Source organism: Neorhizobium alkalisoli, from assembly GCF_007829835.1.
Lineage (GTDB): Bacteria > Pseudomonadota > Alphaproteobacteria > Rhizobiales > Rhizobiaceae > Neorhizobium.
In genome coordinates, this window is the sequence record NZ_VIWP01000002.1 from 408,867 (window position 1) to 431,062 (window position 22,196).

The 22,196-nt window shown below is 59.9% G+C and carries 25 protein-coding genes; 14 read left to right on the plus strand and 11 right to left on the minus strand.

Annotation, left to right across the window (positions count from 1 at the left end; translation table 11 throughout):
* Positions 1-6: 6 nt before the first annotated feature.
* The gene (gene purN / locus FHW37_RS07745) at positions 7-675 is read left to right on the plus strand and encodes a phosphoribosylglycinamide formyltransferase (RefSeq protein ID WP_281407240.1); all 669 of its coding nucleotides are present in this window, start codon (positions 7-9) and stop codon (positions 673-675) included.
* A gap of 244 nt (positions 676-919) precedes the next feature.
* Positions 920-1,867: an omptin family outer membrane protease gene (locus FHW37_RS07750; RefSeq protein ID WP_186458182.1), complete on the plus strand. Its 948-nt coding sequence runs from the start codon at positions 920-922 to the stop codon at positions 1,865-1,867.
* A 71-nt stretch (positions 1,868-1,938) separates the two neighbouring features.
* Here FHW37_RS07750 and FHW37_RS07755 read toward each other — a convergent pair whose 3' ends face one another.
* From FHW37_RS07755 to FHW37_RS07770, 4 genes are read right to left on the minus strand one after another with little or no spacing between them, the layout of a single operon-like run.
* Positions 1,939-2,520: an NUDIX domain-containing protein gene (locus FHW37_RS07755; RefSeq protein ID WP_145634645.1), complete on the minus strand. Its 582-nt coding sequence runs from the start codon at positions 2,518-2,520 to the stop codon at positions 1,939-1,941.
* Positions 2,517-4,679: a molybdopterin-containing oxidoreductase family protein gene (locus tag FHW37_RS07760; protein ID WP_145634647.1), complete on the minus strand. Its 2,163-nt coding sequence runs from the start codon at positions 4,677-4,679 to the stop codon at positions 2,517-2,519. Before FHW37_RS07760 ends, FHW37_RS07755 begins: the two co-directional genes overlap by 4 nt.
* Positions 4,676-5,155: a DUF2442 domain-containing protein gene (locus FHW37_RS34640; RefSeq protein WP_186458183.1), complete on the minus strand. Its 480-nt coding sequence runs from the start codon at positions 5,153-5,155 to the stop codon at positions 4,676-4,678. The genes FHW37_RS07760 and FHW37_RS34640 overlap by 4 nt, the downstream gene beginning before the upstream one ends.
* On the minus strand, positions 5,124-5,357 hold the full coding sequence (locus FHW37_RS07770) for a DUF4160 domain-containing protein (RefSeq protein WP_210249280.1): 234 nt from the start codon (positions 5,355-5,357) through the stop codon (positions 5,124-5,126). Before FHW37_RS07770 ends, FHW37_RS34640 begins: the two co-directional genes overlap by 32 nt.
* Before the next feature lie 167 nt (positions 5,358-5,524).
* Here FHW37_RS07770 and FHW37_RS07775 point away from each other — a divergent pair, with 167 nt between their 5' ends.
* The 3 genes from FHW37_RS07775 to FHW37_RS07785 are packed head-to-tail and all read left to right on the plus strand — an operon-like array spanning position 5,525 to position 7,769.
* Positions 5,525-6,391 (plus strand): 23S rRNA (adenine(2030)-N(6))-methyltransferase RlmJ, encoded by an 867-nt coding sequence (locus FHW37_RS07775; RefSeq protein WP_145634652.1) that lies wholly within the window; start codon positions 5,525-5,527, stop codon positions 6,389-6,391.
* A 51-nt stretch (positions 6,392-6,442) separates the two neighbouring features.
* On the plus strand, positions 6,443-7,120 hold the full coding sequence (locus tag FHW37_RS07780) for a ribonuclease T2 family protein (RefSeq protein ID WP_145634654.1): 678 nt from the start codon (positions 6,443-6,445) through the stop codon (positions 7,118-7,120).
* A gap of 52 nt (positions 7,121-7,172) precedes the next feature.
* Entirely contained in the window at positions 7,173-7,769 is a 597-nt protein-coding gene (locus FHW37_RS07785; protein ID WP_145635971.1) for a glutathione S-transferase, read from the plus strand.
* A gap of 76 nt (positions 7,770-7,845) precedes the next feature.
* Here FHW37_RS07785 and FHW37_RS07790 read toward each other — a convergent pair whose 3' ends face one another.
* Positions 7,846-8,484: an outer membrane protein gene (locus FHW37_RS07790; RefSeq protein ID WP_145634655.1), complete on the minus strand. Its 639-nt coding sequence runs from the start codon at positions 8,482-8,484 to the stop codon at positions 7,846-7,848.
* Between the two features lie 649 nt (positions 8,485-9,133).
* Here FHW37_RS07790 and uvrC point away from each other — a divergent pair.
* The 4 genes from uvrC to FHW37_RS07810 all read left to right on the plus strand — a co-directional run bounded on the left by uvrC (position 9,134) and on the right by FHW37_RS07810 (position 12,781).
* Positions 9,134-11,182 (plus strand): excinuclease ABC subunit UvrC, encoded by a 2,049-nt coding sequence (gene uvrC, locus FHW37_RS07795; RefSeq protein ID WP_186458184.1) that lies wholly within the window; start codon positions 9,134-9,136, stop codon positions 11,180-11,182.
* Between the two features lie 172 nt (positions 11,183-11,354).
* Positions 11,355-11,942, plus strand: a complete 588-nt coding sequence (gene pgsA / locus FHW37_RS07800; protein WP_145634657.1) for a CDP-diacylglycerol--glycerol-3-phosphate 3-phosphatidyltransferase — start codon at positions 11,355-11,357, stop codon at positions 11,940-11,942.
* The gene (moaD, locus tag FHW37_RS07805) at positions 11,942-12,196 is read left to right on the plus strand and encodes a molybdopterin converting factor subunit 1 (protein ID WP_145634660.1); all 255 of its coding nucleotides are present in this window, start codon (positions 11,942-11,944) and stop codon (positions 12,194-12,196) included. Before pgsA ends, moaD begins: the two co-directional genes overlap by 1 nt.
* Before the next feature lie 123 nt (positions 12,197-12,319).
* Entirely contained in the window at positions 12,320-12,781 is a 462-nt protein-coding gene (locus tag FHW37_RS07810) for a molybdenum cofactor biosynthesis protein MoaE (protein ID WP_145634662.1), read from the plus strand.
* Between the two features lie 35 nt (positions 12,782-12,816).
* Here FHW37_RS07810 and FHW37_RS07815 read toward each other — a convergent pair whose 3' ends face one another.
* From FHW37_RS07815 to FHW37_RS07825, 3 genes are read right to left on the minus strand one after another with little or no spacing between them, the layout of a single operon-like run.
* Complete coding sequence (locus tag FHW37_RS07815; RefSeq protein ID WP_145634664.1) at positions 12,817-13,206, minus strand: type II toxin-antitoxin system VapC family toxin; 390 nt, start codon at positions 13,204-13,206, stop codon at positions 12,817-12,819.
* On the minus strand, positions 13,203-13,436 hold the full coding sequence (locus FHW37_RS07820) for a type II toxin-antitoxin system Phd/YefM family antitoxin (RefSeq protein ID WP_145634667.1): 234 nt from the start codon (positions 13,434-13,436) through the stop codon (positions 13,203-13,205). Before FHW37_RS07820 ends, FHW37_RS07815 begins: the two co-directional genes overlap by 4 nt.
* A gap of 57 nt (positions 13,437-13,493) precedes the next feature.
* Positions 13,494-14,390, minus strand: coding sequence for a branched-chain amino acid ABC transporter permease (locus tag FHW37_RS07825; RefSeq protein WP_145634669.1), 897 nt, complete (start codon positions 14,388-14,390; stop codon positions 13,494-13,496).
* Between the two features lie 66 nt (positions 14,391-14,456).
* Between FHW37_RS07825 and FHW37_RS07830 the strand changes: the two genes are divergently transcribed.
* The 3 genes from FHW37_RS07830 to FHW37_RS34440 all read left to right on the plus strand — a co-directional run bounded on the left by FHW37_RS07830 (position 14,457) and on the right by FHW37_RS34440 (position 16,973).
* Positions 14,457-15,014, plus strand: coding sequence for a CGNR zinc finger domain-containing protein (locus FHW37_RS07830; RefSeq protein ID WP_145635977.1), 558 nt, complete (start codon positions 14,457-14,459; stop codon positions 15,012-15,014).
* Positions 15,011-15,520: a hypothetical protein gene (locus tag FHW37_RS07835; protein WP_145634672.1), complete on the plus strand. Its 510-nt coding sequence runs from the start codon at positions 15,011-15,013 to the stop codon at positions 15,518-15,520. The genes FHW37_RS07830 and FHW37_RS07835 overlap by 4 nt, the downstream gene beginning before the upstream one ends.
* 151 nt (positions 15,521-15,671) lie before the next feature.
* Positions 15,672-16,973 (plus strand): calcium-binding protein, encoded by a 1,302-nt coding sequence (locus tag FHW37_RS34440; RefSeq protein WP_145634674.1) that lies wholly within the window; start codon positions 15,672-15,674, stop codon positions 16,971-16,973.
* A gap of 119 nt (positions 16,974-17,092) precedes the next feature.
* On the opposite strand, the gene ndk is transcribed toward FHW37_RS34440, so the two are convergent.
* Together ndk and FHW37_RS07850 are read right to left on the minus strand one after the other, a co-directional pair.
* A complete protein-coding gene (ndk, locus tag FHW37_RS07845; RefSeq protein WP_112457152.1) occupies positions 17,093-17,515 on the minus strand; it encodes a nucleoside-diphosphate kinase in 423 nt (140 codons plus the stop codon).
* Positions 17,516-17,594: 79 nt separating this feature from the next.
* A complete protein-coding gene (locus FHW37_RS07850; RefSeq protein WP_145634677.1) occupies positions 17,595-18,284 on the minus strand; it encodes a glutathione S-transferase family protein in 690 nt (229 codons plus the stop codon).
* A gap of 266 nt (positions 18,285-18,550) precedes the next feature.
* Here FHW37_RS07850 and FHW37_RS07855 point away from each other — a divergent pair, with 266 nt between their 5' ends.
* The gene (locus FHW37_RS07855) at positions 18,551-19,558 is read left to right on the plus strand and encodes a GGDEF domain-containing protein (protein ID WP_186458185.1); all 1,008 of its coding nucleotides are present in this window, start codon (positions 18,551-18,553) and stop codon (positions 19,556-19,558) included.
* 93 nt (positions 19,559-19,651) lie between these two features.
* Positions 19,652-21,535, plus strand: a complete 1,884-nt coding sequence (locus tag FHW37_RS07860; protein WP_145635979.1) for an ABC-F family ATP-binding cassette domain-containing protein — start codon at positions 19,652-19,654, stop codon at positions 21,533-21,535.
* 157 nt (positions 21,536-21,692) lie between these two features.
* Here FHW37_RS07860 and FHW37_RS07865 read toward each other — a convergent pair whose 3' ends face one another.
* Positions 21,693-22,004 (minus strand): hypothetical protein, encoded by a 312-nt coding sequence (locus FHW37_RS07865; protein ID WP_145634681.1) that lies wholly within the window; start codon positions 22,002-22,004, stop codon positions 21,693-21,695.
* Between the last annotated feature and the right edge of the window lie 192 nt (positions 22,005-22,196).

Below are 22,196 nucleotides of genomic sequence, written 5' to 3' on the forward strand. Positions count from 1 at the left end.
GACGCCGTGACCACGACATCCAAGAAGCGCGTCGCCGTCTTCATCTCCGGCGGCGGCTCCAACATGGTGTCACTTGCCGATGCCTGCGCCGCGCCGGACTTTCCGGCCGAAATCGTCGCCGTGATCTCCGACAAGCCGACCGCCGGCGGGCTCGCCAAGGCTCAAGGCCGCGGCATCTCGACCTTCGTCTTCGAACGCAAGGATTTTGCGGGCAAGGCCGAACACGAAGCGGCTATCCTCGCGGCGCTTGCAGACATTCGCCCGGACATCATCTGTCTCGCCGGTTATATGCGCATCATCTCCGGTGATTTCATCCGCGTCTATGAAGGCCGGATGCTCAACATCCACCCTTCCCTCCTGCCGCTCTTCCCCGGCCTGCACACGCACCAGCGTGCGATCAATGCCGGCATGAAGATTGCCGGCTGCACCGTGCATTTCGTCACCGAAGGCATGGACGAAGGCCCGATCGTCGCCCAGGCGGTTGTGCCGCTGATGGCAGACGATACTTCTGAGACGCTGGCCAGCCGCGTGCTGACCGTGGAGCACAAGCTTTACCCGCTGGCACTGCGGATGCTTTCCGAAGGCAAGGTCAGGATGGAAGACGGCAAGGCGGCATTTGCCGATCTTGCGGCGAATGAAACGGCGAAGCTTATCTCTCCGGATGTTTCGGCCTGATGGCCGGACAAACCTTGGTGAACAACACATTCTAGCCCCATTAATTCTGCTTCGAGATCCGTTCGGAAAAGTTCGTGCATTACTTGATGCGCGAACCAAAAAACCTGATATTCGATAATATTTTCAAATAAATCGCGGCAATTTTGCATCAATGGTGGCAAATGACCTTTCAGTCATCTGTCGACACTTGGCGCCCAACTGAATTATGGCAATAATGCGGCCATCTTAATTATGGATGGCTGATTTGAAAAAGACCCTGCCTGCTCTTGCCCTCGCATTTGGCGCCCTGGCGACCACGCCCTCTTTCGCCGATGACACGATCGCAAGTTCTGCCGACAATACATTCTGGCTGTCGGGCAGCGTCGGGCTGATGGACATCACCGCCCGCGAATATGTCAACGGACCCGGGTTCAAGCTGAGCCAGCTCGACTGGGAGAGCAAGCACGTCATGCTCTATAGCGGCACGATCGGCGCGGAATTCGCGGATGACTGGACGATCACCGCCAAGTTCGATTTCGGCGCCGGCGGTAATGGCGACATGGCCGATTACGATTGGGTACCGCCCTACCCGACCGACAATTCCAAGGATGGCTGGAGCCATCGTTCGCTGCACCCGAGGACCGATCTCAACCACTATCTGGCCGGCACGCTGGAAATCGGCCGCAAGGTCGCCGTCACCGATACGGGCAGCCTCGGCATCAGCGGCGGCTTCAAATACACGGATGTGCAATGGGATGCCCGCGGCGGCTCCTATATCTACAGCAGCGGCGGTTTTCGCAATGATATCGGCGAGTTCAAGGATGCGACGGTCATCACCTATCGCCAGCGCATCCCGTCCGCCTTTCTCGGCGTCAACGGCTCGCAGAGCTTTGACCGGCTGACGCTGTCGGCCGGCGTCAAGGGCGGCCTCACCTTCGGCATCAACGATGTCGACGACCACTGGCTGCGCAACACGCGCTTCAAGGGCAGCATGGATGCGGCACCGATGATGATGATCGATGCGTCCGCCGACTATAAGGTTGCCAGCAACGTTTCGATCTTCCTCGCCGGCTCATTCGAAAACGTCTTTCGAGCCGATGGTGATATCAGCAGCTATGAACGGACGAGTGGCACGCGAAGCAATACTGCCGGGGCTGCCGGCGCGTCGTTCCAGACCATGTCGATCAAGTTCGGCCTCAAAGGCACATTCTGACGCCCTCGGCGCCTCTGCGGATCAGGCGCAAAAGGATCAGCACTGCTGATCTAAAGCGCTCGATGTCATGGTCAGCCGCGTTGAAGTCTTGCCCATTGCAACATCATGATCGTCTTCGCGTCGATGATCCGACCATCCTCGATCATCGCCAGCGCGTCATCGAGCGGGACCTCGAGCACTTCGATATCCTCGTGTTCCTCGGCCAGGCCTCCGCCTTCCTCGACACGGTCGGTAAGATCGACCTCTGCATGGAAGAAATGCACCACTTCGGTCACGGCACCGGGCGACATCAGCGCCTTGAAGACGAATTTCACATCGCGGACGCGAAACCCGGTTTCTTCCATGGCCTCGCGGCGGATCGCCTCTTCCGGCGTATCTCCGTCAAGAAGTCCGGCCGGCACCTCGATCATGAAATCGTCTTCGCCGGCGAGATGTGCGGGTAGCCGGAACTGTTTCACCAGAACGACGGTGTCGCGCTCGACATCGTGGAGGAGAATGCAGGCGGCAGGGGTGCGGTGGAAGATCTCGCGGTGGATGCGGTGAGTGTCGCCCTTGCGGTCGGTATAATCGAGTTCGTAGCTCGAGAGTCGTGTCCATCCGTTCGACAGCGTCTTGTCGCTGACGATTTTTACTCGGTCACTGTTATCGGTCATGCCATCTCTCTGGTCGTATCCGGCGAAAAATCCTTGCGCAGCCAGACCTTGTTGTCATGCACCGCCGCGCCACCAAACGGGGCGACTGGATCGGCGCCGGTCAAGACGTTGATCCCCTCGCCGTCGAGATGCGCATCGTTCGGCCAGAGACCTTCGGCGATCAGCACGCCGGGTTTTGCGCCGGGAACGAGTTTCGCATGCAGGCGGATCTCGCCGCGGCGATTGCCGATCGAGACGATATCGCCATCGACGATTTGGAGGCGCTCGGCATCGCTCGGCTCGATCATCACTTCCGGCCGGCCTTCCTTCTGCACCGAGCTTTTCGTCTCTGCGAAGCTGGAATTCAGAAAGCTGCGCGAGGGCGAGGTGGCGAGCCGGAACGGATGGTCGGCATCGGCAGTCTCGATGACCGGCACGAAGTCGGGAAAACGTGGCAGGTCTGCATGCGGGCCGAGCGGGCCGACGCTGTCCGGCGTGCGATCCGGCGACGGGCCGCCCACCCAGTCGGGGCTGAAGCGGAATTTTCCGTCCGCGTAACCGAAGCCGTTTATGTAATGGGCCATCTCGAAATCCGGCTGGGCATCGATCCACTTGTTGGCCTTGAGATCCTCGTAGGAACCCCAGCCACTGGCTTCGAGAATGTGGTCGATATGGGTGCGCTCATCCAGACCGAAACCGGCGAAATGATCAACACCGAGGCGTTTTGCCAGTTCCTCGATGACGAAGAGATTGGTGCGCACGGTTTCCGGCGGCTCGACGAGCTTCGGGCCCAGCAAAATATGCTGCTGACCACCGGCGCGATAAAGATCGTCATGCTCAACGAACATGGTGGCCGGCAAGACGATATCGGCGACCTTGGCCGTATCGGTCATGAACTGCTCGTGGACGGCAACGAACAGGTCATCACGCAAAAAGCCTTCGCGGACGAGGCGCTGTTCCGGCGCGATATTCATCGGATTGGTGTTCTGGATCAGCATGGCCGTCACCGGGCCGCGATGGCGCAGCGCTTCGGCATCACCGGTCAGAACCCGGCCGACCTGCGACTGGTCAAGCTGGCGAATGTCCGGGTCCATATAGGCCGTGCCCATCAGCTCCGACTTGTCGAGCTTGAAAATTTCGCCATTGTTGTGAAAGGCGCCGCCGCCTTCATATTGCCAGGAGCCGAGCACGGTCGCGACGGAAAGCGCCGCATGCATCGAAGCCGTACCGTTGCGCTGGCGCGAAAAGCCGTAACCGAGGCGGAAGAAGGTCTTTTTCGTCGTGCCGACCAGAGCGGCGAAAGCCTCGATTCCCTCGATCGAAAGGCCGGTGATCGCAGAGGCCCATTCCGGCGTCCGGCTCTTCAGATGCGCTTCGAGGCCTGCCGCATCGTCGGCATATTTTTCCATATAGGCGCGGTCGGCATGACCATCGCGGAAGGCGATATGCATGACGGCACAGGCCAGCGCCGCATCCGTGCCGGGGCGCAGGACGAGTTTGACGTCCGCCTGTTTCATCGTCGGGTTGTCATAGATGTCGATGACGACAATCTTTGCGCCGCGTTCCTTGCGGGCCTTGACTGCGTGGGTCATGACATTGACCTGGGTGGCAACCGCATTGGTGCCCCAGATAACGACGCAATCCGACTTCGCCATTTCGCGCGGATCAGGGCCGCGCAGGGCGCCGGTGCCCATGACATAACCGGTCCAGGCCATGTTGGTGCAGATCGTGCCCATGAAGCCCGAATATTTTTTCGCATGCCGCAGACGCTCGATCGAGTCACGCTGCACCTGCCCCATCGTGCCGGCATAAAAATACGGCCAGACCGCTTCGGACCCATGCTTCGCCTCGGCCTTGACGAAGGCATCGGCAATCTCGTCGAGCGCCGCCTCCCAGGAAACCTCCTGCCAATTGCCGGCACCCTTCGCGCCCTTGCGGCGCTGCGGCACCATCAGGCGGCCGGGATGGTAGAGGCGCTCGGTATAACGCGCGACCTTGGCGCAGATGACACCGGCCGTATAGGTGTTGTCGGAAGCGCCACGCACCCTGCCGATCTTCCCGTCCGCGGTCAGATCGACATCGAGCGCGCAGGCGCTCGGACAGTCATGCGGACAGACGGTATGGCCGACAGAATTGTGGCCGGCCTTGGCAACAGGGGTGATTTTGGTCGCAACGTTCATCGGTCTGTCTGTCCTTCATGCTCGACGAGATAGCGCGTCGCCAAGCCGATATGGCGGGGAATGGGCTTGTTTTTCCGATAGTCGGCGACCTGTCGCCGGGAAATCTCCAGCGCGGAAGCCATGCCATCCAGGCTCATGCCCAGGTCGTCCATAGCCTGCCGAAAATCAGCATTGCCGAATTCCACTGAAGGAAGCTTATCGAGCCATACGGCCGAAAAGTCGAGATCCTCCCCCCATTCGATCGCATCGCCGTAGTCGCTGACCTTGAAGGACCGAAACAGGGCGTCGTCGTCGCGTAGCGCTATGTAGAAACGACGGCTGGCAAGGGCCGGCGCCAGATCCACCACTTTTGTTGTTCCGCTCTCGAAGGTTACACGCAGTTTCCGTCCTTCCAGGGCAGCGACATCGACAAGACGCGGCAGGGTTTCAGTGCCGTGAACGATATCATCGTCCGGGATTGAGACGTTTCCACTCACGTTCAAGGTGCTCCCTGTTTTCCGCTGCCCATGCGAGGGCGATCGCAAGGCTCTTCCTGTCCATGCTGCCCGCCACGATGGAAAAGTCGGAAAGCAGTATGGAAATCTGGTGACTCGGTGTGGCGACATGAAAATGCGGGGGATTGTGATCATTGGCGAACATGCGGATCGCCACATTGCCCAGGATCACGATCGTCGGCATTCAGGGCCTCCTCACCTGCCTGCAATCGTACAGATGCCATGGATAGACGTCAAGAATAGTGCATCACACGCACTATTCTTGACGTCTTCGATATCGAGCTCTTGCACTAAGCGCGGGAAAGCGTCATCTGCGGCATCGAACCCCATTCACGCGAGACCCCAACCGCCATGAACTATCGCCACATCTATCATGCGGGCAATTTTGCCGATGTGCTCAAGCATGCGGTGCTGGCGCGGCTGGTGCGGTATGCACAGAACAAGGACAAGGCGTTTCGCGTGCTCGATACCCATGCCGGTATCGGGCTTTACGACCTCTCCTCCGAAGAAGCGCAGAAGACCGGCGAATGGGTGGACGGGATCGGCCGGCTGATGGAGGCCGAACTGCCGGAAGATGTGGCCGAGATCCTCGAACCCTATCTGACCGCCGTCAAAACACTCAATCCGGCCGGTGGCATAAAACTTTATCCCGGTTCGCCAAAGCTGGCGCGCATGCTGTTCAGGCCGCAGGACAGGTTGTCGGCGATGGAACTGCATCCGGAAGATTTTAATCGGCTGCACAATCTCTTCGAAGGTGATTTTCAGGCGCGGGTGACGGAACTCGACGGCTGGCTGGCGCTCGGGGCGCATCTGCCGCCGAAGGAAAAGCGTGGCATCGTTCTGGTCGATCCGCCCTTCGAGGAAAACGGCGAATATGAGCGGCTGGTCTCGGGCCTGGCACATGCCTGGAAACGCTTTGCGGGCGGTACCTATTGCCTGTGGTATCCGATCAAGAAAGGCGCGCCGATCAAAGCCTTCCACGACCAGCTTCAGGCCCTCAACATTCCGAAAATGCTCTGCGCCGAGCTCTCGGTCAAAAGCGACCGGGAGACGACCGGCCTTTCCGGGTCGGGCCTGATCATCGTCAACCCGCCCTTCACGCTGAAGGACGAGCTGCATGTGATGCTGCCGGTCATCAAGACGATCCTCGCGCAGGACCGTTTCGCCTCGCAGCGCGCCTTCTGGATAAGGGGTGAAAGCGTCGACATTCCGGCTTGACCGGGTCCCGCTTCGTCGCCAAGGTGCCGCCGATCCGAAAGAGGCGTCGCCATGAAAAGACAGATCCTTTCCCTATTGATGCTGCTTGTCATGGCCGGCGGCGCTGCCGCTCAGGAACGCCGCTGGGATAACCAGTCCGGCGGCCGTCAGGATCGCGCCGGCGTCTTCGATTTCTACGTCCTGTCGCTCTCCTGGTCGCCAAGCTTCTGCGCCTCGAACAAGGGCGGCAGCAATGACGACCAGTGCGGCATCGACAAGCATTACCGCTTCATCGTGCATGGCCTCTGGCCGCAATATGAAAAAGGCTATCCGGATTTCTGCCGCAGCTCGGAGCCGGATCGGGTTGCCTACTCGCTCGGCCGTTCGCTGTTCGACATCATGCCGTCGATGGGCCTGATCGGCCATGAATGGCGCAAGCACGGCGTCTGCTCCGGCCTTTCCCAGCGCGACTATTTTGGCCAGATCCGGCAGGCCTTTTCGAATGTGAAAATTCCGGCCGATCTTTCCCAAGGTTCGGCCACGGCCACGCTTTCGCCGGCCGATATCGAGACGAAATTCGTCGCCGCCAATCCCGGCATGAGCACCAAGGGCATCTCCACCAGCTGCCAGAACCGGCAGCTGACGGAAGTGCGCATCTGCCTGACAAAGGACCTGCAGTTCCGCGACTGCCAGGAGGTCGACCGCGACAGCTGCCGGGCTGGCCAGCTGAGCGTGCCGCCGCCGCGTTGAAATTTGCAGGCCACAGGACTGGCCTGCCGAAATGACCGAGAAGGATTTCTGGATGAAACTGCTTTATTCCCCCGCCTCCCCCTATTCCGCCAAGGTGCGCATGGCGGCCCGCCATCTCGGCATCGAGATCACCGAGGTGAAGACCGATACGAATGCGGCGCCTGCGGAGCTCACCGGCAACAATCCTCTCGGAAAAATCCCGGTCCTGATCCGCGACGGCGAAACGCCGATCTATGACAGCGTCGCGATCATGCATTTTCTCGACCGCCAGTCGGGCGGCAAGCTTTATCCGAAGAAGGAGGTCAAGCGCACTGAAGCTGAGGTGCTGGAAGCGCTGTGCGACGGCGTGATGGATTGCCTGCTCGCCATCGTCTACGAGCGCCGCTCGCGCGAAGAGGAAAAGGTGCATCAGCCCTGGATCGACAAGCAGTGGTCCAAGGTGGTGCGCAGCCTCGACTATCTCGAGGAGAACCTGCCGAAGACCGGCAAGAAGCTGCATGGCGGCCATTTCGCGCTGGCCGCGATGATCGGTTACCTCGACCTACGCTTCAACGGCCAATGGGCCGAAGGCCGGCCGGAACTCGCCTCCTGGCCCGACGATTTCGCCAAGCGTTTTGCGGACTATCAGTCGATGAAGGCCGCCGCCTGATAAAACAGGAAAAAATCACGCAGCAAAAAGCCCGGGCTACAAACCCGGGCTTTTTCTGTTTCAAACCTTGGGAGGCTTAGAACTTCACGCCGATACCGACCTTGACGCTGTGGTCGTCGAAGCCCTTCGAGACCGAGCCGGAATCGAGGTTGTAGGTATCCTTGCCGAAATCGGTGTAGCGATATTCGACGCGGGCGGTGATGTTGTTGGTGACGAAAGCTTCTGCACCGACGCCGACCGTGTAACCGACAGCCGTCTTCGAGTCAGACGAGGTGGCGTCGGACATCTTGTTGTCGCCGAGTGCCAGACCAGCCGTACCGTAGATCAGGAAGGGGTTCATGTCGTAGCCGACGCGGCCGCGAACCGAGCCGTTCCAGCTCTGCTTGGCATCATTGCCTTCGATCGTGGTGTTCTTAGTGCCGTTGTAACCGACATCAGCTTCAACACCGTAGACGACCGAACCGGACTGCCAGTTGTAGCCGGTGTAAGCACCGCCGCCGAACTTGCCGTCACGGTCGCCATAGGCGCCGAAGCGGCCCCAGTCATAGGCGCCGTTACCACCGAGGTAGAAACCCTGCCAGGTGGCGGCCGGAGCCGGCTGGTCAACCGCGACCGGAGCCTGCGGGATCTGCTCTACGGCATCAGCGGCGTTCGCCGCAGAAATCGCGATGAAGCTGGCGGCCGAGGCCATCAGAGTTGCGACGAGGATACGCATACATTTATCTCCTTTTACTGCTGTGCCGGGAAAACACGTCGCTTCAATGTGTTGGCGACGGCTTTGTTCCCTGCCCGCTGAAAAGGAATTTGGATGCCAATTGAGGATTTCGAAGAGCCGAATTGTGAATTGATTATGGCAACAGAGCGGCTAAATTTCGATGTTGCTTGGCCGCAACATGTATAATATTAACCCTAACAAAAGATAAATTCAAATATTAACGTTTTCACACCCGTTACTTACTTCTTAATATCAAAACAAAACGCGGTCAATACAACTTAGTATCACGAAGCCATCGGCCGAAATCCATGATTCTAGACATTGAGTGCCAGGAAACCCGGTGTCGGGTCTGTGCTTTATGCCCATCAATTCTGAGGGATTACCATCGATCCTGCCGCCAACCCACGCTCTGTGCGTAAGCATGCCCGAATTCAGACATGATCGATCTTGTGGCAATCGGTTACCTGAGGCATGCCGACCAATGGGACACGAAAGCGTGAATTCCCTCCCCGACCTCGGCACCGCCAGCCTGCCGCTTTCAAACCGCAGTCGAAGACACTATTTCTGCCTGACAATATTCAGCGGCGAATCGAAAATAAATGCGTCCGGCCCGGCTTGCCGCGGAGATTAGGGCCGGCGGAGACATGTAATGAATGCAGGCAAGCTGCCGGATGGCGGCGTTCTTTATGACGGGACGGAAGATGATGACGACGATATCGGCACAGCCGAACCGTCCGCCGTCGCCGGATTGCCGATCGACTGGAACGAGGGCCTGAAGAACGACAGCGGCCTCAAGGGCGCCGATCTGATCGCCGAATTCGTCAAACACCTGCCGAATGCGCCGGGCGTCTACCGCATGTTCAACGAGGCCGGCGACGTCATGTATGTCGGCAAGGCGCGCAGCCTGAAAAAGCGCGTCGGCAATTACGCGCAGGGGCGCGTGCATTCCAACCGGATTGCGAAAATGGTGCGCGAGACGACCCATATGGAGTTCGTCACCACCCGCACCGAGACCGAGGCTCTGCTTCTCGAAGCCAACCTGATCAAGCGCCTGCGGCCGCGCTTCAACGTGCTTCTGCGCGACGACAAGTCGTTTCCCTATATCATGATCACCGGCGACCACCGGGCACCGGCCATCTTCAAGCATCGCGGCGCGCGTGCCCGCAAGGGCGACTACTTTGGTCCCTTCGCATCGGCGGCGGCAGTCGGGCGGACGATCAATTCGCTGCAGCGCGCGTTTCTGCTGCGCACCTGTACCGACAGCGTGTTCGAGACACGCACGCGGCCCTGTCTTCTCTACCAGATCAAACGCTGTTCCGGCCCCTGCACGCATGAAATCAGCGATGCGGGGTATGCGGAACTGGTGGAAGAGGCCAAGGACTTCCTTTCCGGCAAGAGCCAGGCCGTGAAGGCGACGATCGCCGGCCAGATGGCGGAAGCCTCCGAAGATCTCGATTTCGAACGGGCAGCGATCTATCGCGACCGACTGGCAGCACTTTCGCACGTACAGAGCCACCAGGGCATCAACCCGGCCGGCGTCGAAGAGGCGGATGTCTTTGCCATCTATAATGAAGGCGGGCTGTCCTGCATTCAGGTTTTCTTCTTCCGCACCGGCCAGAACTGGGGCAACCGCGCCTATTTCCCGAAGGCCGACCCGCAAATGTCCGGCGCGGAGATCTTGAACGCCTTTCTGGCGCAGTTCTACGACGACAAGCCGGTGCCGCGGCAGATCCTGCTTTCGGAAACCGTCGAGGAACAGGACCTGCTGGCCCTCGCCTTTTCGGAGAAAGCCAGCCACAAGGTGCAGATTCTGGTGCCGCAGCGTGGCGAGAAGAAAGATCTCGTCGACCATGTCATCGCCAATGCCCGCGAGGCGCATGGACGGCGGCTGGCGGAAACGTCTTCGCAGGCGCGACTGCTCAAGGGATTGGCCGAGACCTTCGGCCTCTCCTACGTGCCACGCCGCATCGAGATCTACGATAACTCGCATATCATGGGCACCAATGCCGTCGGTGGCATGGTGGTCGCTGGACCGGAAGGTTTTGCCAAAAGCCAGTACCGAAAATTCAACATCAAATCGACCGACATCACCCCCGGCGACGATTTCGGGATGATGAAGGAAGTGATGACAAGGCGGTTTTCACGCCTGCTCAAGGAAGAAGGCCTTCCGGACCGGAGCGCAGCGGCGACCGGAGCTGAAAGCGGCAGCGACGACATCAACGACACCGCCTTCCCGGCCTGGCCCGACGTGATCCTGATCGACGGTGGCCAGGGGCAGATGACGGCGGTGCGCGCCATTCTCGACGAACTCGGCATCCGCGACGTGGTGACGGCGATCGGCGTCGCCAAGGGCGTCGACCGCGAGGCAGGCCGCGAGCGTTTCTTCGCCGATGGCAAGAGCGATTTCTCGCTGCCGCCGCGCGATCCGGTTCTCTATTTCATCCAGCGCATGCGCGACGAGGCCCACAGGTTTGCCATCGGCTCGCATCGGGCTCGGCGCAAGAAGGAAATGGTGAAAAACCCGCTCGACGAGATTTCCGGCATCGGCCCCGGCCGCAAGCGCAAGCTTCTGCAGCACTTTGGAACGGCCAAGGCCGTGTCACGGGCCGGTTTGACCGACCTGATGGCGGTCGAGGGAATTTCCGAAGCGGTGGCGAAACAGGTCTATAACCATTTTCACGAGAACCGGGCGCCATGAGCCAAAATGAAGGGCTGGGCGGCCGGAAGACCGAATCTTTTTCGGTATATTTCGGAACTTGCCTTCGCCCTTCATCGCACCGCCGCAAACAACTGCAAAAAAGCCGCGAAAGCCTGTTGACGCTTTCGTCTCCAGACATCAACTAGGGGCAAACCCTAAGCACAGGTCGAAAATGGCTTCCCGCGCATACAGCATCCCCAATCTCCTGACCTATGCACGCATCATCGCCGTGCCGTTGATCGTTCTATGCTTCTTCGTCGAAGGGAAGCTCGAGAGTTCGGATTTTGCCCGCTGGGCGGGGTTCTGGATCTTCGTCGTCGCCTCGATCACCGACTATCTCGACGGTTATCTCGCGCGTATCTGGAACCAGACGTCGAATATCGGCCGCATGCTCGATCCGATCGCCGACAAGCTGCTGGTCGCATCCGTGCTGCTTCTGATGGCAGCGGACGGCACGATTGCCGGCTGGTCGCTCTGGGCCGCGATCACCATTCTCTGCCGCGAAATTCTGGTCTCCGGCCTGCGCGAATATCTGGCGGCGCTGAAAGTCTCGGTGCCGGTGACGCGCATCGCCAAGTGGAAAACGACGATCCAGATGGTCGCGATCGCCTTCCTGCTCGCAGGTCCGGCCGGCGAAGCCTATCTGCCCTACACCACGATGATCGGCATCGGCCTTTTGTGGATCGCTGCGATCCTCACCTTCTACACCGGCTATGACTATTTCCGCGCTGGCCTCAAGCATCTGGTGGATGAGGACTGATGACGAAGCTCGTCTATTTCGCCTGGGTGCGTGAGAGAATCGGCAAGCCGGAAGAAGATCTCGATCTTCCCGAAGGCGTCGTCACCGTGGCCGACCTGCTGAGCCATCTGAAAACGCTCGGCGAGGAATACGAGAACGCGTTGCAGTTTCCCGACGTCATTCGGGTGGCGATCAACCAGGAACATGTCGAGCACGACGAACCGATCGCCGGCGCCCGCGAAATCGGCGTCTTCCCGCCGATGACGGGTGGGTGAGAGGCGACGGCGCAAGCCGGCAAAACGCTCCAGTGGAGCGTTTTGAGCCTCGAACACCCTGAGCCAAAGCGAAGGAGCGGGATACGGTGCGGACCGCTCCACCTGCTGCCAAGGACCAAGACCATGCCCATCACCCCAACGATCCGCGTGCAATCTGCCGATTTCGACCAGCAGGCCGAGATGGCAGCGATCACCGCCGGTCGTCTGAATATCGGCGCGGTCGTGTCCTTCGTGGGCCTGTGTCGCGGCGAAGAAGGAAAACTTTCAGCGCTTGAACTCGAACATTATCCCGGCATGGCGGAAACCGAGATGCGCCGCATCGCCGATCTCGCGATCGAACGTTTTTCACTGATCGACCTCACCGCCATCCATCGCCATGGCAAAATCGCGGCCGGCGAAAATATCGTGCTGGTGATCGCAGCCGCATCCCACCGCCAGGCCGCTTTCGACGGCGCCAATTTCGTCATGGACTTTTTGAAGACCTCCGCCCCCTTCTGGAAGAAGGAACACGCGGCAGACGGCAGCCAAGGCGAATGGATCCAAGCGAAAGACAGCGACGACCACGCCCGCGACAAGTGGTCGTAAGGACGCAGGTCTCTGCTTGACCGGCGATTCGGTCTTCACCAGACGCGGTTCAGGCCCGGCATGGTATCGAAGACGGCATCTGCGGATATGAGCGGCACCCCGAGATCGAAAGCAGTCGCCGCGAGAATTCGATCAAACGGATCGCGATGCTCCCAGACCATCATGGCCGCCTGCAAGGATATTTGCGGTGTCAGTGAAGCCACTCGACCGCCCTGCCTCTCCAGAAGTGCCGGCAGGTTTTCGACATGTGGCTGCATCTGCGGCCATTTGCCGATCCGCACTTTCTGGCCGATCTCGAAAAGGCTGATGGGGCTGACGAAGACGCTTTCGGCCGCAAGCATGGCCGATATCGCCTTTTCCGAAAGCTGGGCATCTCCCGTCAGAGACCAGGCCCAGGCATGGGTATCAAGCAGAATGGCGTTCAAGCCTTGCCTTCCCACAGATCCAGCTCATGATCAGGCATCGGCTCGAAGAAATCAGGCGCCTCGCCATCGAGCTCGCCCTTCAAGAGGCCGATGGTAAAGCCTCCTTCGGTTACGGGAACGATGCGCGCCACAGGCGTTTTGCCCTTGGCGATGACTACTTCCTCACCGGCACGGGCAAGCTCGATCAGCTTGGAAAGATTTGTCTTGGCGGCATGAATGGTGACTTGCATATGCACCCCTTAGCTAAGGTAGCTAACTTTACCATTCCGATGGGACAAAATCCACATTCAAGGCACCACCCTCTCCCGCCGGCTGAGAACCAGGACGGCCACGAGCGCCGCTGAGACGACGAGATCGCGCCAGACGACGGGGCCATAGCCGCTCCACAACGTTTCCGCCAAACCGACCGCTGCGGCGCCTGCTGCTGAACGTGCCGGGTGTGAGTGGCCGCCGGCTGCGGCGATCAGCACGACCTTGAGGCCGAAAACGAGGCCGGCGCCGAAATCCATCGTGCCGTAATGCGAGGTGGAGAGAATGCCGGCAAAGGCGGCGTAGAGTGCCGCGGCACCATAGGACATGACGAAGACGCGGGCAGAATTGACGCCGGAGAGTTCTGCCGCCAGCGGATCCTCCGCTACGGCACGCCACAGGCGGCCGAGCCGGCTGCAATCCAGAACGAGACAGCCGAGGCTGATTGCGGCAAGCATCAGCGCCACATTGGCGAGCTGTATGGCCGTCAGCGTCACCGGATATCCGTCCCCCTGCCAGATGACGATCACCTGGTTGAAGAACGGCGGCAACCAGAGCTCGCGGGTATCGGCTGCCAGCCGTGCCCCCTCCATCAGGACCAGAAGCACGCCGAGTGCTGCGACGATCAACGCGTTCGGGGCGGAGCGCGCCAAGGGGCGCATGACGATACCGCCGATCGCCAGACCCGCGCCGAGGCTGCCGATCATTGAGGCCGCGGCGCCAAAGGCAAGCGAAGCCGGCAGGATCAGCCAGAGGCGATCCCAGCCGACATGGGCAAACAGCACATAGAGATGACCGGAGAAGGCAAAGAGCGCGCCATAGGCAATGTCGGCGCGTCTCGTCACCGCAAAGCCGATCGCGTAGCCGAAGGCGAGCGTCGCATAAAGCGCCGAAAGCGGCAGAGCATTTGCCAGTTGCTGCAGGAGATAGGCCATGTACGGCTCCGGATATCCAGCATGAATATAACTGGTAAAAATGCTTTTGCCAGTTATATTGGCCGCATGGATTTTTCGTGGACAGAACATCGATTTGCGGGAGGGGCGCTGGCGCTGGATGTCGCCAATAGCGTCGTTCTACGCATCGATCCCGAGCGCAGCATCGACCGTTTTTCCGTGCCGGAACAGATGGATGCCTTTCCCGAGGCCGCGATGGAGTTTTCGACGGAACGGGCGCTGTTCGGCACGCTTGCACCGGTGGTATCGGAAAACAGAAAAGCGTTTCTGGTGCTGCGTGAGGCGATCGACGGCTATTTTCGCGCGGTCGTTCGCGGCAATGAAAATGGCGGGCTGCTGGCGGATCTGCTGGAGGCTGTGGCGGGCATGCTGCGGCGCTCGGCCAGCGGTTCACTGGAGGCGGCAACGGCGCATTCTGCGCTTGCTCTTCTCGCCGAGGGGGAAAAGAAGCGTCTGAAACTCTGCGGCAATTGCGGCTGGCTATTCATCGATCGCAGCAAGAACCGCAGCCGCACATGGTGCGACATGGCCGTCTGCGGCAACCGGGTGAAGGCCGCCCGCCATTATCGGCGCGGCAGATCGGTGGCCACGGGAGAGAAGCCGTGAGACGGCGCTGGCTGGCGGCAACGACACTCCTTCTTCTGACGCTTGCCGCCGGTTGCCAGCGGGAATCGAAGGGCATCTATCTGGAAATTTCCGGCCGGATCTTCGTGTTCAACTACCGCGTGGCGACCGCCAATTATCTCGTGACGCTCAGGCGCGTGGCTCCGATACCCGACGGCAGCCGCGTGCAGGCGGAATTCGAAGATCCGCATGGCGGAGCCCCGCTTGTTGCCAGCGAGCCTCTATTCGCCATCGATGACCGCGTGTCACTGACCAGCCCTTTCCTCAGCTGTGTCAGGAAGGACAGGCCCTATAAGGTTCATGTGCGGCTTGTCGATTCCACGGGCGCGCTGCTGCAGGAAATCGAGACGAGCGTCACATCGGATGTCGACCAGTCGGTCATGCCGGGCAAGCCGCTGGTGGTCGGGCCTGTCTATACGCCCAACCCGGACGTATTCAAACCGGACGGCAGTATGGACGACCGGCGCACCGAGAGTTGCTCGCAATAAGGCAAAGCCGCCCAGAGATTGCGCAACCCCTTCAAATACGGTTGCAAGCTTCTGAATTAACTACTCTCCTAACCCAAATGGGGGGCGCCGCCGCCTTACGCTTTCGTTACGGATATGGGCGGCGGAAATTCGCCTTTTGGGGACGGAGCACATGGCAAACCTACAGAGATATTTCCCGGGCGGGGTCAATCCGGACGAGTACGATCCGCCAATCGACGGTATGGACTACATGCCGATGATGGACGAGATGGTCGATTTGAGTCAGGATGCCGTCTCCGGCAGTTCCAGCACGACACAGGCTCTTCTCAAGCTGCAGAACGGCATCCAGTTCGCGATCAACGGCTCCTTCACGCTCGACGCAGATGGCGACGTTGCTGCTGGCACGATCACGGGGTTTCAGACTTTCACTTCGGATGGGTCACTGATCGAGACGATCAGCAAGTTCACCCTCTCCATTGCAAATTTCAAATCCCTGGCCAATGAAGGTGGCTTCAGCAATGTGCTCTACAGCATCTTCAGCGGCAATGACACGCTGAAGGGTGGCGGCGGCGACGACGACCTGTTCGGCCACAATGGTAATGACAAACTTATCGGCGGCGGCGGCGGCGACTACCTGCATGGCGGCCGTGGCAAGGATACCTATGATGGTGGCTCCGGCTACGACCAGCTCAGCTTTGTAGAGCGCGACACCACAGGCACGCACGGCGTGACGATCGATGCTTCCAAGGGAACCGCGATCGATCCCTGGGGCAACAAGGAAACCTTCAAGAGCATCGAGAGCTTCCGCGGCACCCTGCTCGACGACACGATGAAGGGGTCGTCCGGCGACGACACGTTCATGGGCCTGAAGGGCGACGACAAGATCGACGGCGGTGCCGGCTTCGATACGGTGCGTTACCATCGCGACGCAAACTACGGCGCGAAGCACGGCGTCAAAGTGGACCTTACCAAGGGAACGGCAGTCGACGGCTTCGGCGACAAGGATACGCTGACCAGCATAGAGGGCGTACGCGGCAGCGACTTTGCCGACAAGCTGACCGGCAGTGCGGTAAAAAACACGCTGCGTGGCGACGGCGGCAATGACACGCTCGCCGGCAAGGGCGGCAACGACTACCTGATCGGCGGCGCCGGCAAGGATATCTTTGTGTTCGACACAGCGCTCTCCAAGACGAAAAATGTCGATACGATCGAGGACTTCAGCGTCAAGGACGATACCTTCAAGCTCGACAACGCGATCTTCACCGAGATCACGGGGACTGGCAAGCTGAGCTCGGCCCAGTTCTGGGCTTCGACCTCAGGCAAGGCGCATGATGCCAGCGATCGCATCATCTACGACAAGGACGACGGCAAGCTCTATTATGACAGCGACGGCAGTGGCAAGGCGGCGGCGGTGCTGTTTGCCACGCTCAGCGACGGCCTGAAGCTGACCAATGCAGACTTCCTGATCTTCTAAACTTTTTACAGTTGGCACGAGAGCCGCGGACGAAAAAGGCCCTGGATGTTCCCACATCCAGGGCCTTTTTTATTTCGACCGATCGGCAGCCATTGTCAGCTGCCGACGGGCTTATGGCTTCAGCCGACGATTTCGGTTTCAGCGAACCAGTAAGCGATTTCCTGGGCAGCGGTTTCCGGAGCGTCCGAACCGTGAACCGAGTTTTCGCCGATCGACAGGGCGAACTGCTTGCGGATCGTGCCTTCGTCAGCGTTTGCCGGGTTGGTCGCGCCCATGATTTCGCGGTTCTTCAGGATGGCGCCTTCGCCTTCCAGAACCTGAACGATGGTCGGGCCGGAGGTCATGCCTTCAACGAGTTCGCCGAAGAAGGGGCGTTCCTTGTGAACGGCGTAAAAGCCTTCGGCTTCGCGCTTGCTCATCCAGACGCGCTTGGATGCGATGATCCGCAGACCGTTGTCTTCAAATACCTTGGTGATTGCACCGGTCAGGTTGCGCTTGGTGGCATCCGGCTTGATCATCGAAAACGTGCGTTCAATCGCCATGTCTCTGTCCTTCATATCCAGGGAAAGTGGGCGGTGTTTACCCGCCCCTTTCATTGGAAACAAGGGGGTTCGGCCAATTTCACGCCGCTGTCACACGTCGCCCGACGCCATTATGCAGGTCGAGGCAGCGTTCGAACCAGAGACCGACCGGGTCGTCGTCGGAAAACACCTTGGCGCCTGCGGTGATACGCATCCATTGCAGGGCGCCGAACAGGATGTAATCGGCAAATAGCGGGCTGTCGCCGCCGATGAAGTCCTGGAACTTCAGCGTATGGCGGATCGGCTTCAGCTTTTCGGCAAAACCGTCGATCTCCGCCTGGCGAACCGCATCGACGGCCTCGAGCGTGGTGCCGAGAAAGGCCTCGCGGCTCTCGCGGAAATAGACCTGATCCTTATCGCCCAGCATGTCGTGAATATTCTTCACTGCGATACGGGTGATCCCCGGATGCACGACCATCTGCGAAAAGCCTTCGACGAAACGGGCAAGCGCCTTGCCGCCCTCGCCGCCGAACAGGGTCGGCCGGTCGGGATATTTGTCCTCGAGGTAAAGCGCGATGTCGAAACTGTCGCGGATCAGCTCGTTGCCGTCCCGCAGGATCGGTACCGTTTTCGAGAACCCGTCCTCCAGTGCCGGGATTTCCGTAAAGGGCGTGGGCCTTTCGATGAAATCGAGACCCTTATGCTCCAGGGCCTGTACCACTTTCCAGCAATGGGGAGAAAAGGGGCGGCTCTCGTCGGCGCCGCAAAGCGTATAGAGGATGCGTGTCATGGGCTCTCTCCGGATGCGAATGGCTGCGATAATGCGGCAGTAATCGGCACCGAGTCCAATCAGGAAATTTCATGGGCGCCATTCATGGACAGGGTTTCTGTTGCAAGGCCCCGGCAGGAGGAATTCGGCGCATTCTCGCATTCATCTGCACGCTTCATTAACCGCAACCCCACGCAGCATGTCGTCTTTTAGCGGATATTAAGCGGCATCCGTGCATGCCTTTCTGCAAAGACGATACTTCCGACCAGAGGATGAGGACGCGGAACATGGCGGGCGAAGTTTTGAAGACATCGCAGGACCGGCAGCTGCAGCTGGTGACCCAGCATATGGCGAAACACGAGATTGCCGGCCTGCCGCGCAATTACGAGCTCGTGCACGAGGCAATATCAGGCACGGATGCCGCACTTTCGCGCGAGGTCCTGTCGCTTGCCAACCCGCCGCAAAGCCTGCTCGACGAGATCGGCGCTCGCTATCAGATCACGTCCTTCGTCACATTGGCGACGCCCAAAAGCCGCGCCGACGAAATCCGTCTGCTTCTCGACCTCCGGACCAAGATGGCAAGCGGCGTCACCCAGAAGCAGGGTTTTACCAAAGTTCTGGAAACCGTTGCCCGCAGCCTGCGGCAGGACAAGGGCGCAGGCCCGGAAGACATTCTTGCGGAAATCGAATTCCTGAGCGTCTCCCTGTCGGATGCGGTCGTTGCTGAAACCGAGCTCGAAGGCATCCTGCGTTCTGCCGCCGACCGCCTGATCCAGGCGGAAACCGAAGCGAATGCAGCCCGTGCGATCACGCTGCGCGACCGGCTGACCTCGCTTCCCAACCATACAGCGCTTGCCGAAAGGCTGGAGGCGCTCTACGGCGGTTCCGACGAGCGCGAAAGCGCGCTCTTCCTCGTTTCGCTGACGGATCTTGCGCATCTGGCACAGGTCTACGGTGAATCCGCCGCCAACCGCATCGTCAAGAAGGCGGCGACGGTGTTCCGCAAGGCGATCAAGAAGCACGATTTTCTGGCCCGCACTGGCCGCGGCGAATTCGCCTTCCTGTTCCGCGAGGTCAATCGCGAGACCGTGCATGCGATCGCCGACCGACTGAAAACATCGATTGCCGACAACTTGGTCTTTGCCACATCGGACGGTTCGGCGCGCGTGACGGTGTCGATCGGCGTCGCACTTGCAGCCGACGCCTTTTCGCCGCAGCAATTGCGGCTGCAGGCCGCCAAGGCGCTGGAGACAGCCAAGGCAAGCCCCCGCCTGACGGTCGTCGTGCATAACTGAGCCAATCAGACCGCAAAATGCCTTTGTGATTGATCCTCGGCCAATGCCGGGGACCGCTTGCGTTCGGCCCGCGTTTCGGCCAAAACCGCGGCCATGATCACGATTACCGACCTCTCCGCCCGTATCGCAGGCCGCCTGCTTCTCGACCATGCCAGCGTCTCGCTTCCGGCGGGCGCCAAGGTCGGCCTGATCGGCCGCAATGGTGCCGGGAAATCGACGCTGTTTCGCGTGATTACCGGCGATCTCGTCTCCGAGAGCGGTTACGTCACCATTCCGAAAAATGCGCGGATCGGCCAGGTGGCGCAGGAAGCACCGGGCACGGAGGATTCGCTGATCACCATCGTCATGGCAGCCGACAAGGAGCGCACGGCGCTGATGGCGGAAGCCGAGACCGCGACCGATCCCAACCGGATTGCCGAAATCCAGATGCGGCTCGTCGATATCGACGCCCATTCGGCCGAAGCGCGGGCGGCGAGCATTCTGGCCGGCCTCGGTTTCAATGCCGAAGCACAACTGCGGCCCGCCTCGTCCTTTTCCGGCGGCTGGCGGATGCGCGTGGCGCTGGCCGCCGTTTTGTTTGCCGAACCGGACCTGCTGCTGCTCGACGAACCGACCAACTATCTCGATCTCGAAGGCACGATGTGGCTCGAGGATTATGTGCGGCGTTATCCGCACACCGTCATCGTCATCAGCCACGACCGCGACATGCTCAATAATGCCGTCACCTCGATCGTGCATCTCGACCAGAAGAAGCTCACCTTCTATCGCGGCGGTTACGACCAGTTCGAGCGCCAGAAGGCCGAGAACGACGAATTGCAGATGAAGGCCAAGGCGAAGAACGACGCGGCGCGAAAGCACCTGCAGAGCTTTATCGACCGGTTCAAGGCCAAAGCCACCAAGGCCAAGCAGGCACAAAGCCGTGTCAAAGCGCTGGAGCGGATGGGCACGGTCGCGGCCGTGGTCGAGGACCATGTGCAGCCGATCAATTTTCCGAAGCCGGAAAAGCTGCCCGCATCCCCGATCGTTGCAATCAACAAGGGGTCGGTCGGCTACACGCCGGGTAAGCCCATCCTGAAGAACATCAGCCTGCGGATCGACAATGACGACCGCATCGCCCTGCTCGGCTCGAACGGCAACGGCAAGTCGACCTTCGCCAAGCTGATCTCCGGCCGGCTGCAAAACGAAGCCGGCGAGATGAAGCTTGCCCCTTCCCTGTCGATCGGCTTTTTCGCGCAGCACCAGCTGGACGACCTGATCCCCGAGGAGACGCCCGTCGATCACGTGCGTCGGCTGATGCCGCAGGCGCCGGAAGCGCAGGTGCGTGCCCGGGTGGCCCAGATGGGGCTTGCGACGGAAAAGATGAACACGGCCGCCAAGGACCTTTCCGGCGGCGAAAAGGCGCGGCTCCTGATGGGGCTTGCCGCCTTCCATGCACCGAACCTGCTGATCCTCGACGAACCGACCAACCATCTCGATATCGACAGCCGCCGCGCGCTGATCGAGGCGCTAAACGACTATGACGGCGCCGTTATCCTGATCAGCCATGATCGCCATCTGATCGAGGCGACGGTTGACCGGCTGTGGCTGGTCAATGAGGGTACAGTCAAACCCTTCGACGGCGACCTTGAGGAATATCGCGAGCTGATCATCGCGAGCGGCCGCAAGAAGGAAGAAAAAACGTCAGCTGCGGACGATACGGCATCGAAGGCCGACCAGCGCAAGGCCAATGCGGAGAAGCGCGCATCGCTGGCGCCGCTGAAGAAAAAGATCAACGAAGCCGAGGCTTTGACCGCAAAGCTGGAGAAGCTGATTCAAGCGCTTGATAAGGAACTTGCGGACCCGGCGCTTTATGAAAAGGCGCCCGCCAAGGCGGCGAGCAAAGCCAAGGAGCGCGGTGAAGCGGCGGCGAAACTTTCCGCCGCCGAGGAGGAATGGCTGATGCTTTCCTCCGAATATGAAGAGGCCATGGCCTCCTGAGCATGTCGCGCAAAAATGTAGAGCGTTTTTGCGATAACGACATGCGATGAAAAACAACCTGAAGCACGCAAGCGGATCCGAAGGATTGCGGTGTGCTTCAGGTCGAAAGAGGCGTAGGGGGCGCCCGGGGGGCTCAGGGCGCCCCTCGCCACGGAGCTTAGCGGCAGCCGCAGCGCCGTGTCTTGCCACCGTAGCTGCTGTTGTCATTGTTGTTGCCGGACAGGATGCCAAGGCCGAGAAGGCCGTTATTGTTGTTGCCCGACAGGATGCTGTTGCCGTTGAGGATCTTGTTGCCGGAGAGCAGGCCGCTCAGCACGCTCGTATTGCTGTTGTTCAGGACGCTCACCTGCGGCGAGACGGAAATGAGGCTCGACGAGCCACCACCGATATTGATGAGCGAACCTGCAGAAGCCTGCGAGGCAGCAGCGACGGTGAGGGCGAAGGCAGCAGCGATAGCGATGATTTTCATGAACTTTACTCCCGAGTTGCATGTGTGGTTGCGATGACTGGAGAGTATAAATTAGCACTTTCGAAATCAACGATATAAGCAAATCATAATAAACCATTAAGCATAACAGCTAAGCTTTTACTCAAACTGTTCGTATCTGCCGAATGCTTGCCCCCTGCCCTTTTGATGCCTAGGTAAGAGCTCGCAAATCAG

Excerpts from the sequence above, each read along its gene's own strand:
- FHW37_RS07755 (WP_145634645.1), bottom strand. The coding sequence starts at position 2,520 with ATGACCGATAACAGTGACCGAGTAAAAATCGTCAGCGACAAGACGCTG.
- FHW37_RS07760 (WP_145634647.1), bottom strand. The coding sequence starts at position 4,679 with ATGAACGTTGCGACCAAAATCACCCCTGTTGCCAAGGCCGGCCACAAT.
- FHW37_RS07770 (WP_210249280.1), bottom strand. The coding sequence starts at position 5,357 with ATGCCGACGATCGTGATCCTGGGCAATGTGGCGATCCGCATGTTCGCC.
- FHW37_RS07775 (WP_145634652.1), top strand. The coding sequence starts at position 5,525 with ATGAACTATCGCCACATCTATCATGCGGGCAATTTTGCCGATGTGCTC.
- FHW37_RS07780 (WP_145634654.1), top strand. The coding sequence starts at position 6,443 with ATGAAAAGACAGATCCTTTCCCTATTGATGCTGCTTGTCATGGCCGGC.
- FHW37_RS07785 (WP_145635971.1), top strand. The coding sequence starts at position 7,173 with ATGAAACTGCTTTATTCCCCCGCCTCCCCCTATTCCGCCAAGGTGCGC.
- FHW37_RS07790 (WP_145634655.1), bottom strand. The coding sequence starts at position 8,484 with ATGCGTATCCTCGTCGCAACTCTGATGGCCTCGGCCGCCAGCTTCATC.
- uvrC (WP_186458184.1), top strand. The coding sequence starts at position 9,134 with ATGAATGCAGGCAAGCTGCCGGATGGCGGCGTTCTTTATGACGGGACG.
- pgsA (WP_145634657.1), top strand. The coding sequence starts at position 11,355 with ATGGCTTCCCGCGCATACAGCATCCCCAATCTCCTGACCTATGCACGC.
- moaD (WP_145634660.1), top strand. The coding sequence starts at position 11,942 with ATGACGAAGCTCGTCTATTTCGCCTGGGTGCGTGAGAGAATCGGCAAG.
- FHW37_RS07810 (WP_145634662.1), top strand. The coding sequence starts at position 12,320 with ATGCCCATCACCCCAACGATCCGCGTGCAATCTGCCGATTTCGACCAG.
- FHW37_RS07820 (WP_145634667.1), bottom strand. The coding sequence starts at position 13,436 with ATGCAAGTCACCATTCATGCCGCCAAGACAAATCTTTCCAAGCTGATC.
- FHW37_RS07825 (WP_145634669.1), bottom strand. The coding sequence starts at position 14,390 with ATGGCCTATCTCCTGCAGCAACTGGCAAATGCTCTGCCGCTTTCGGCG.
- FHW37_RS07830 (WP_145635977.1), top strand. The coding sequence starts at position 14,457 with ATGGATTTTTCGTGGACAGAACATCGATTTGCGGGAGGGGCGCTGGCG.
- FHW37_RS34440 (WP_145634674.1), top strand. The coding sequence starts at position 15,672 with ATGGCAAACCTACAGAGATATTTCCCGGGCGGGGTCAATCCGGACGAG.
- ndk (WP_112457152.1), bottom strand. The coding sequence starts at position 17,515 with ATGGCGATTGAACGCACGTTTTCGATGATCAAGCCGGATGCCACCAAG.
- FHW37_RS07850 (WP_145634677.1), bottom strand. The coding sequence starts at position 18,284 with ATGACACGCATCCTCTATACGCTTTGCGGCGCCGACGAGAGCCGCCCC.
- FHW37_RS07855 (WP_186458185.1), top strand. The coding sequence starts at position 18,551 with ATGGCGGGCGAAGTTTTGAAGACATCGCAGGACCGGCAGCTGCAGCTG.
- FHW37_RS07860 (WP_145635979.1), top strand. The coding sequence starts at position 19,652 with ATGATCACGATTACCGACCTCTCCGCCCGTATCGCAGGCCGCCTGCTT.
- FHW37_RS07865 (WP_145634681.1), bottom strand. The coding sequence starts at position 22,004 with ATGAAAATCATCGCTATCGCTGCTGCCTTCGCCCTCACCGTCGCTGCT.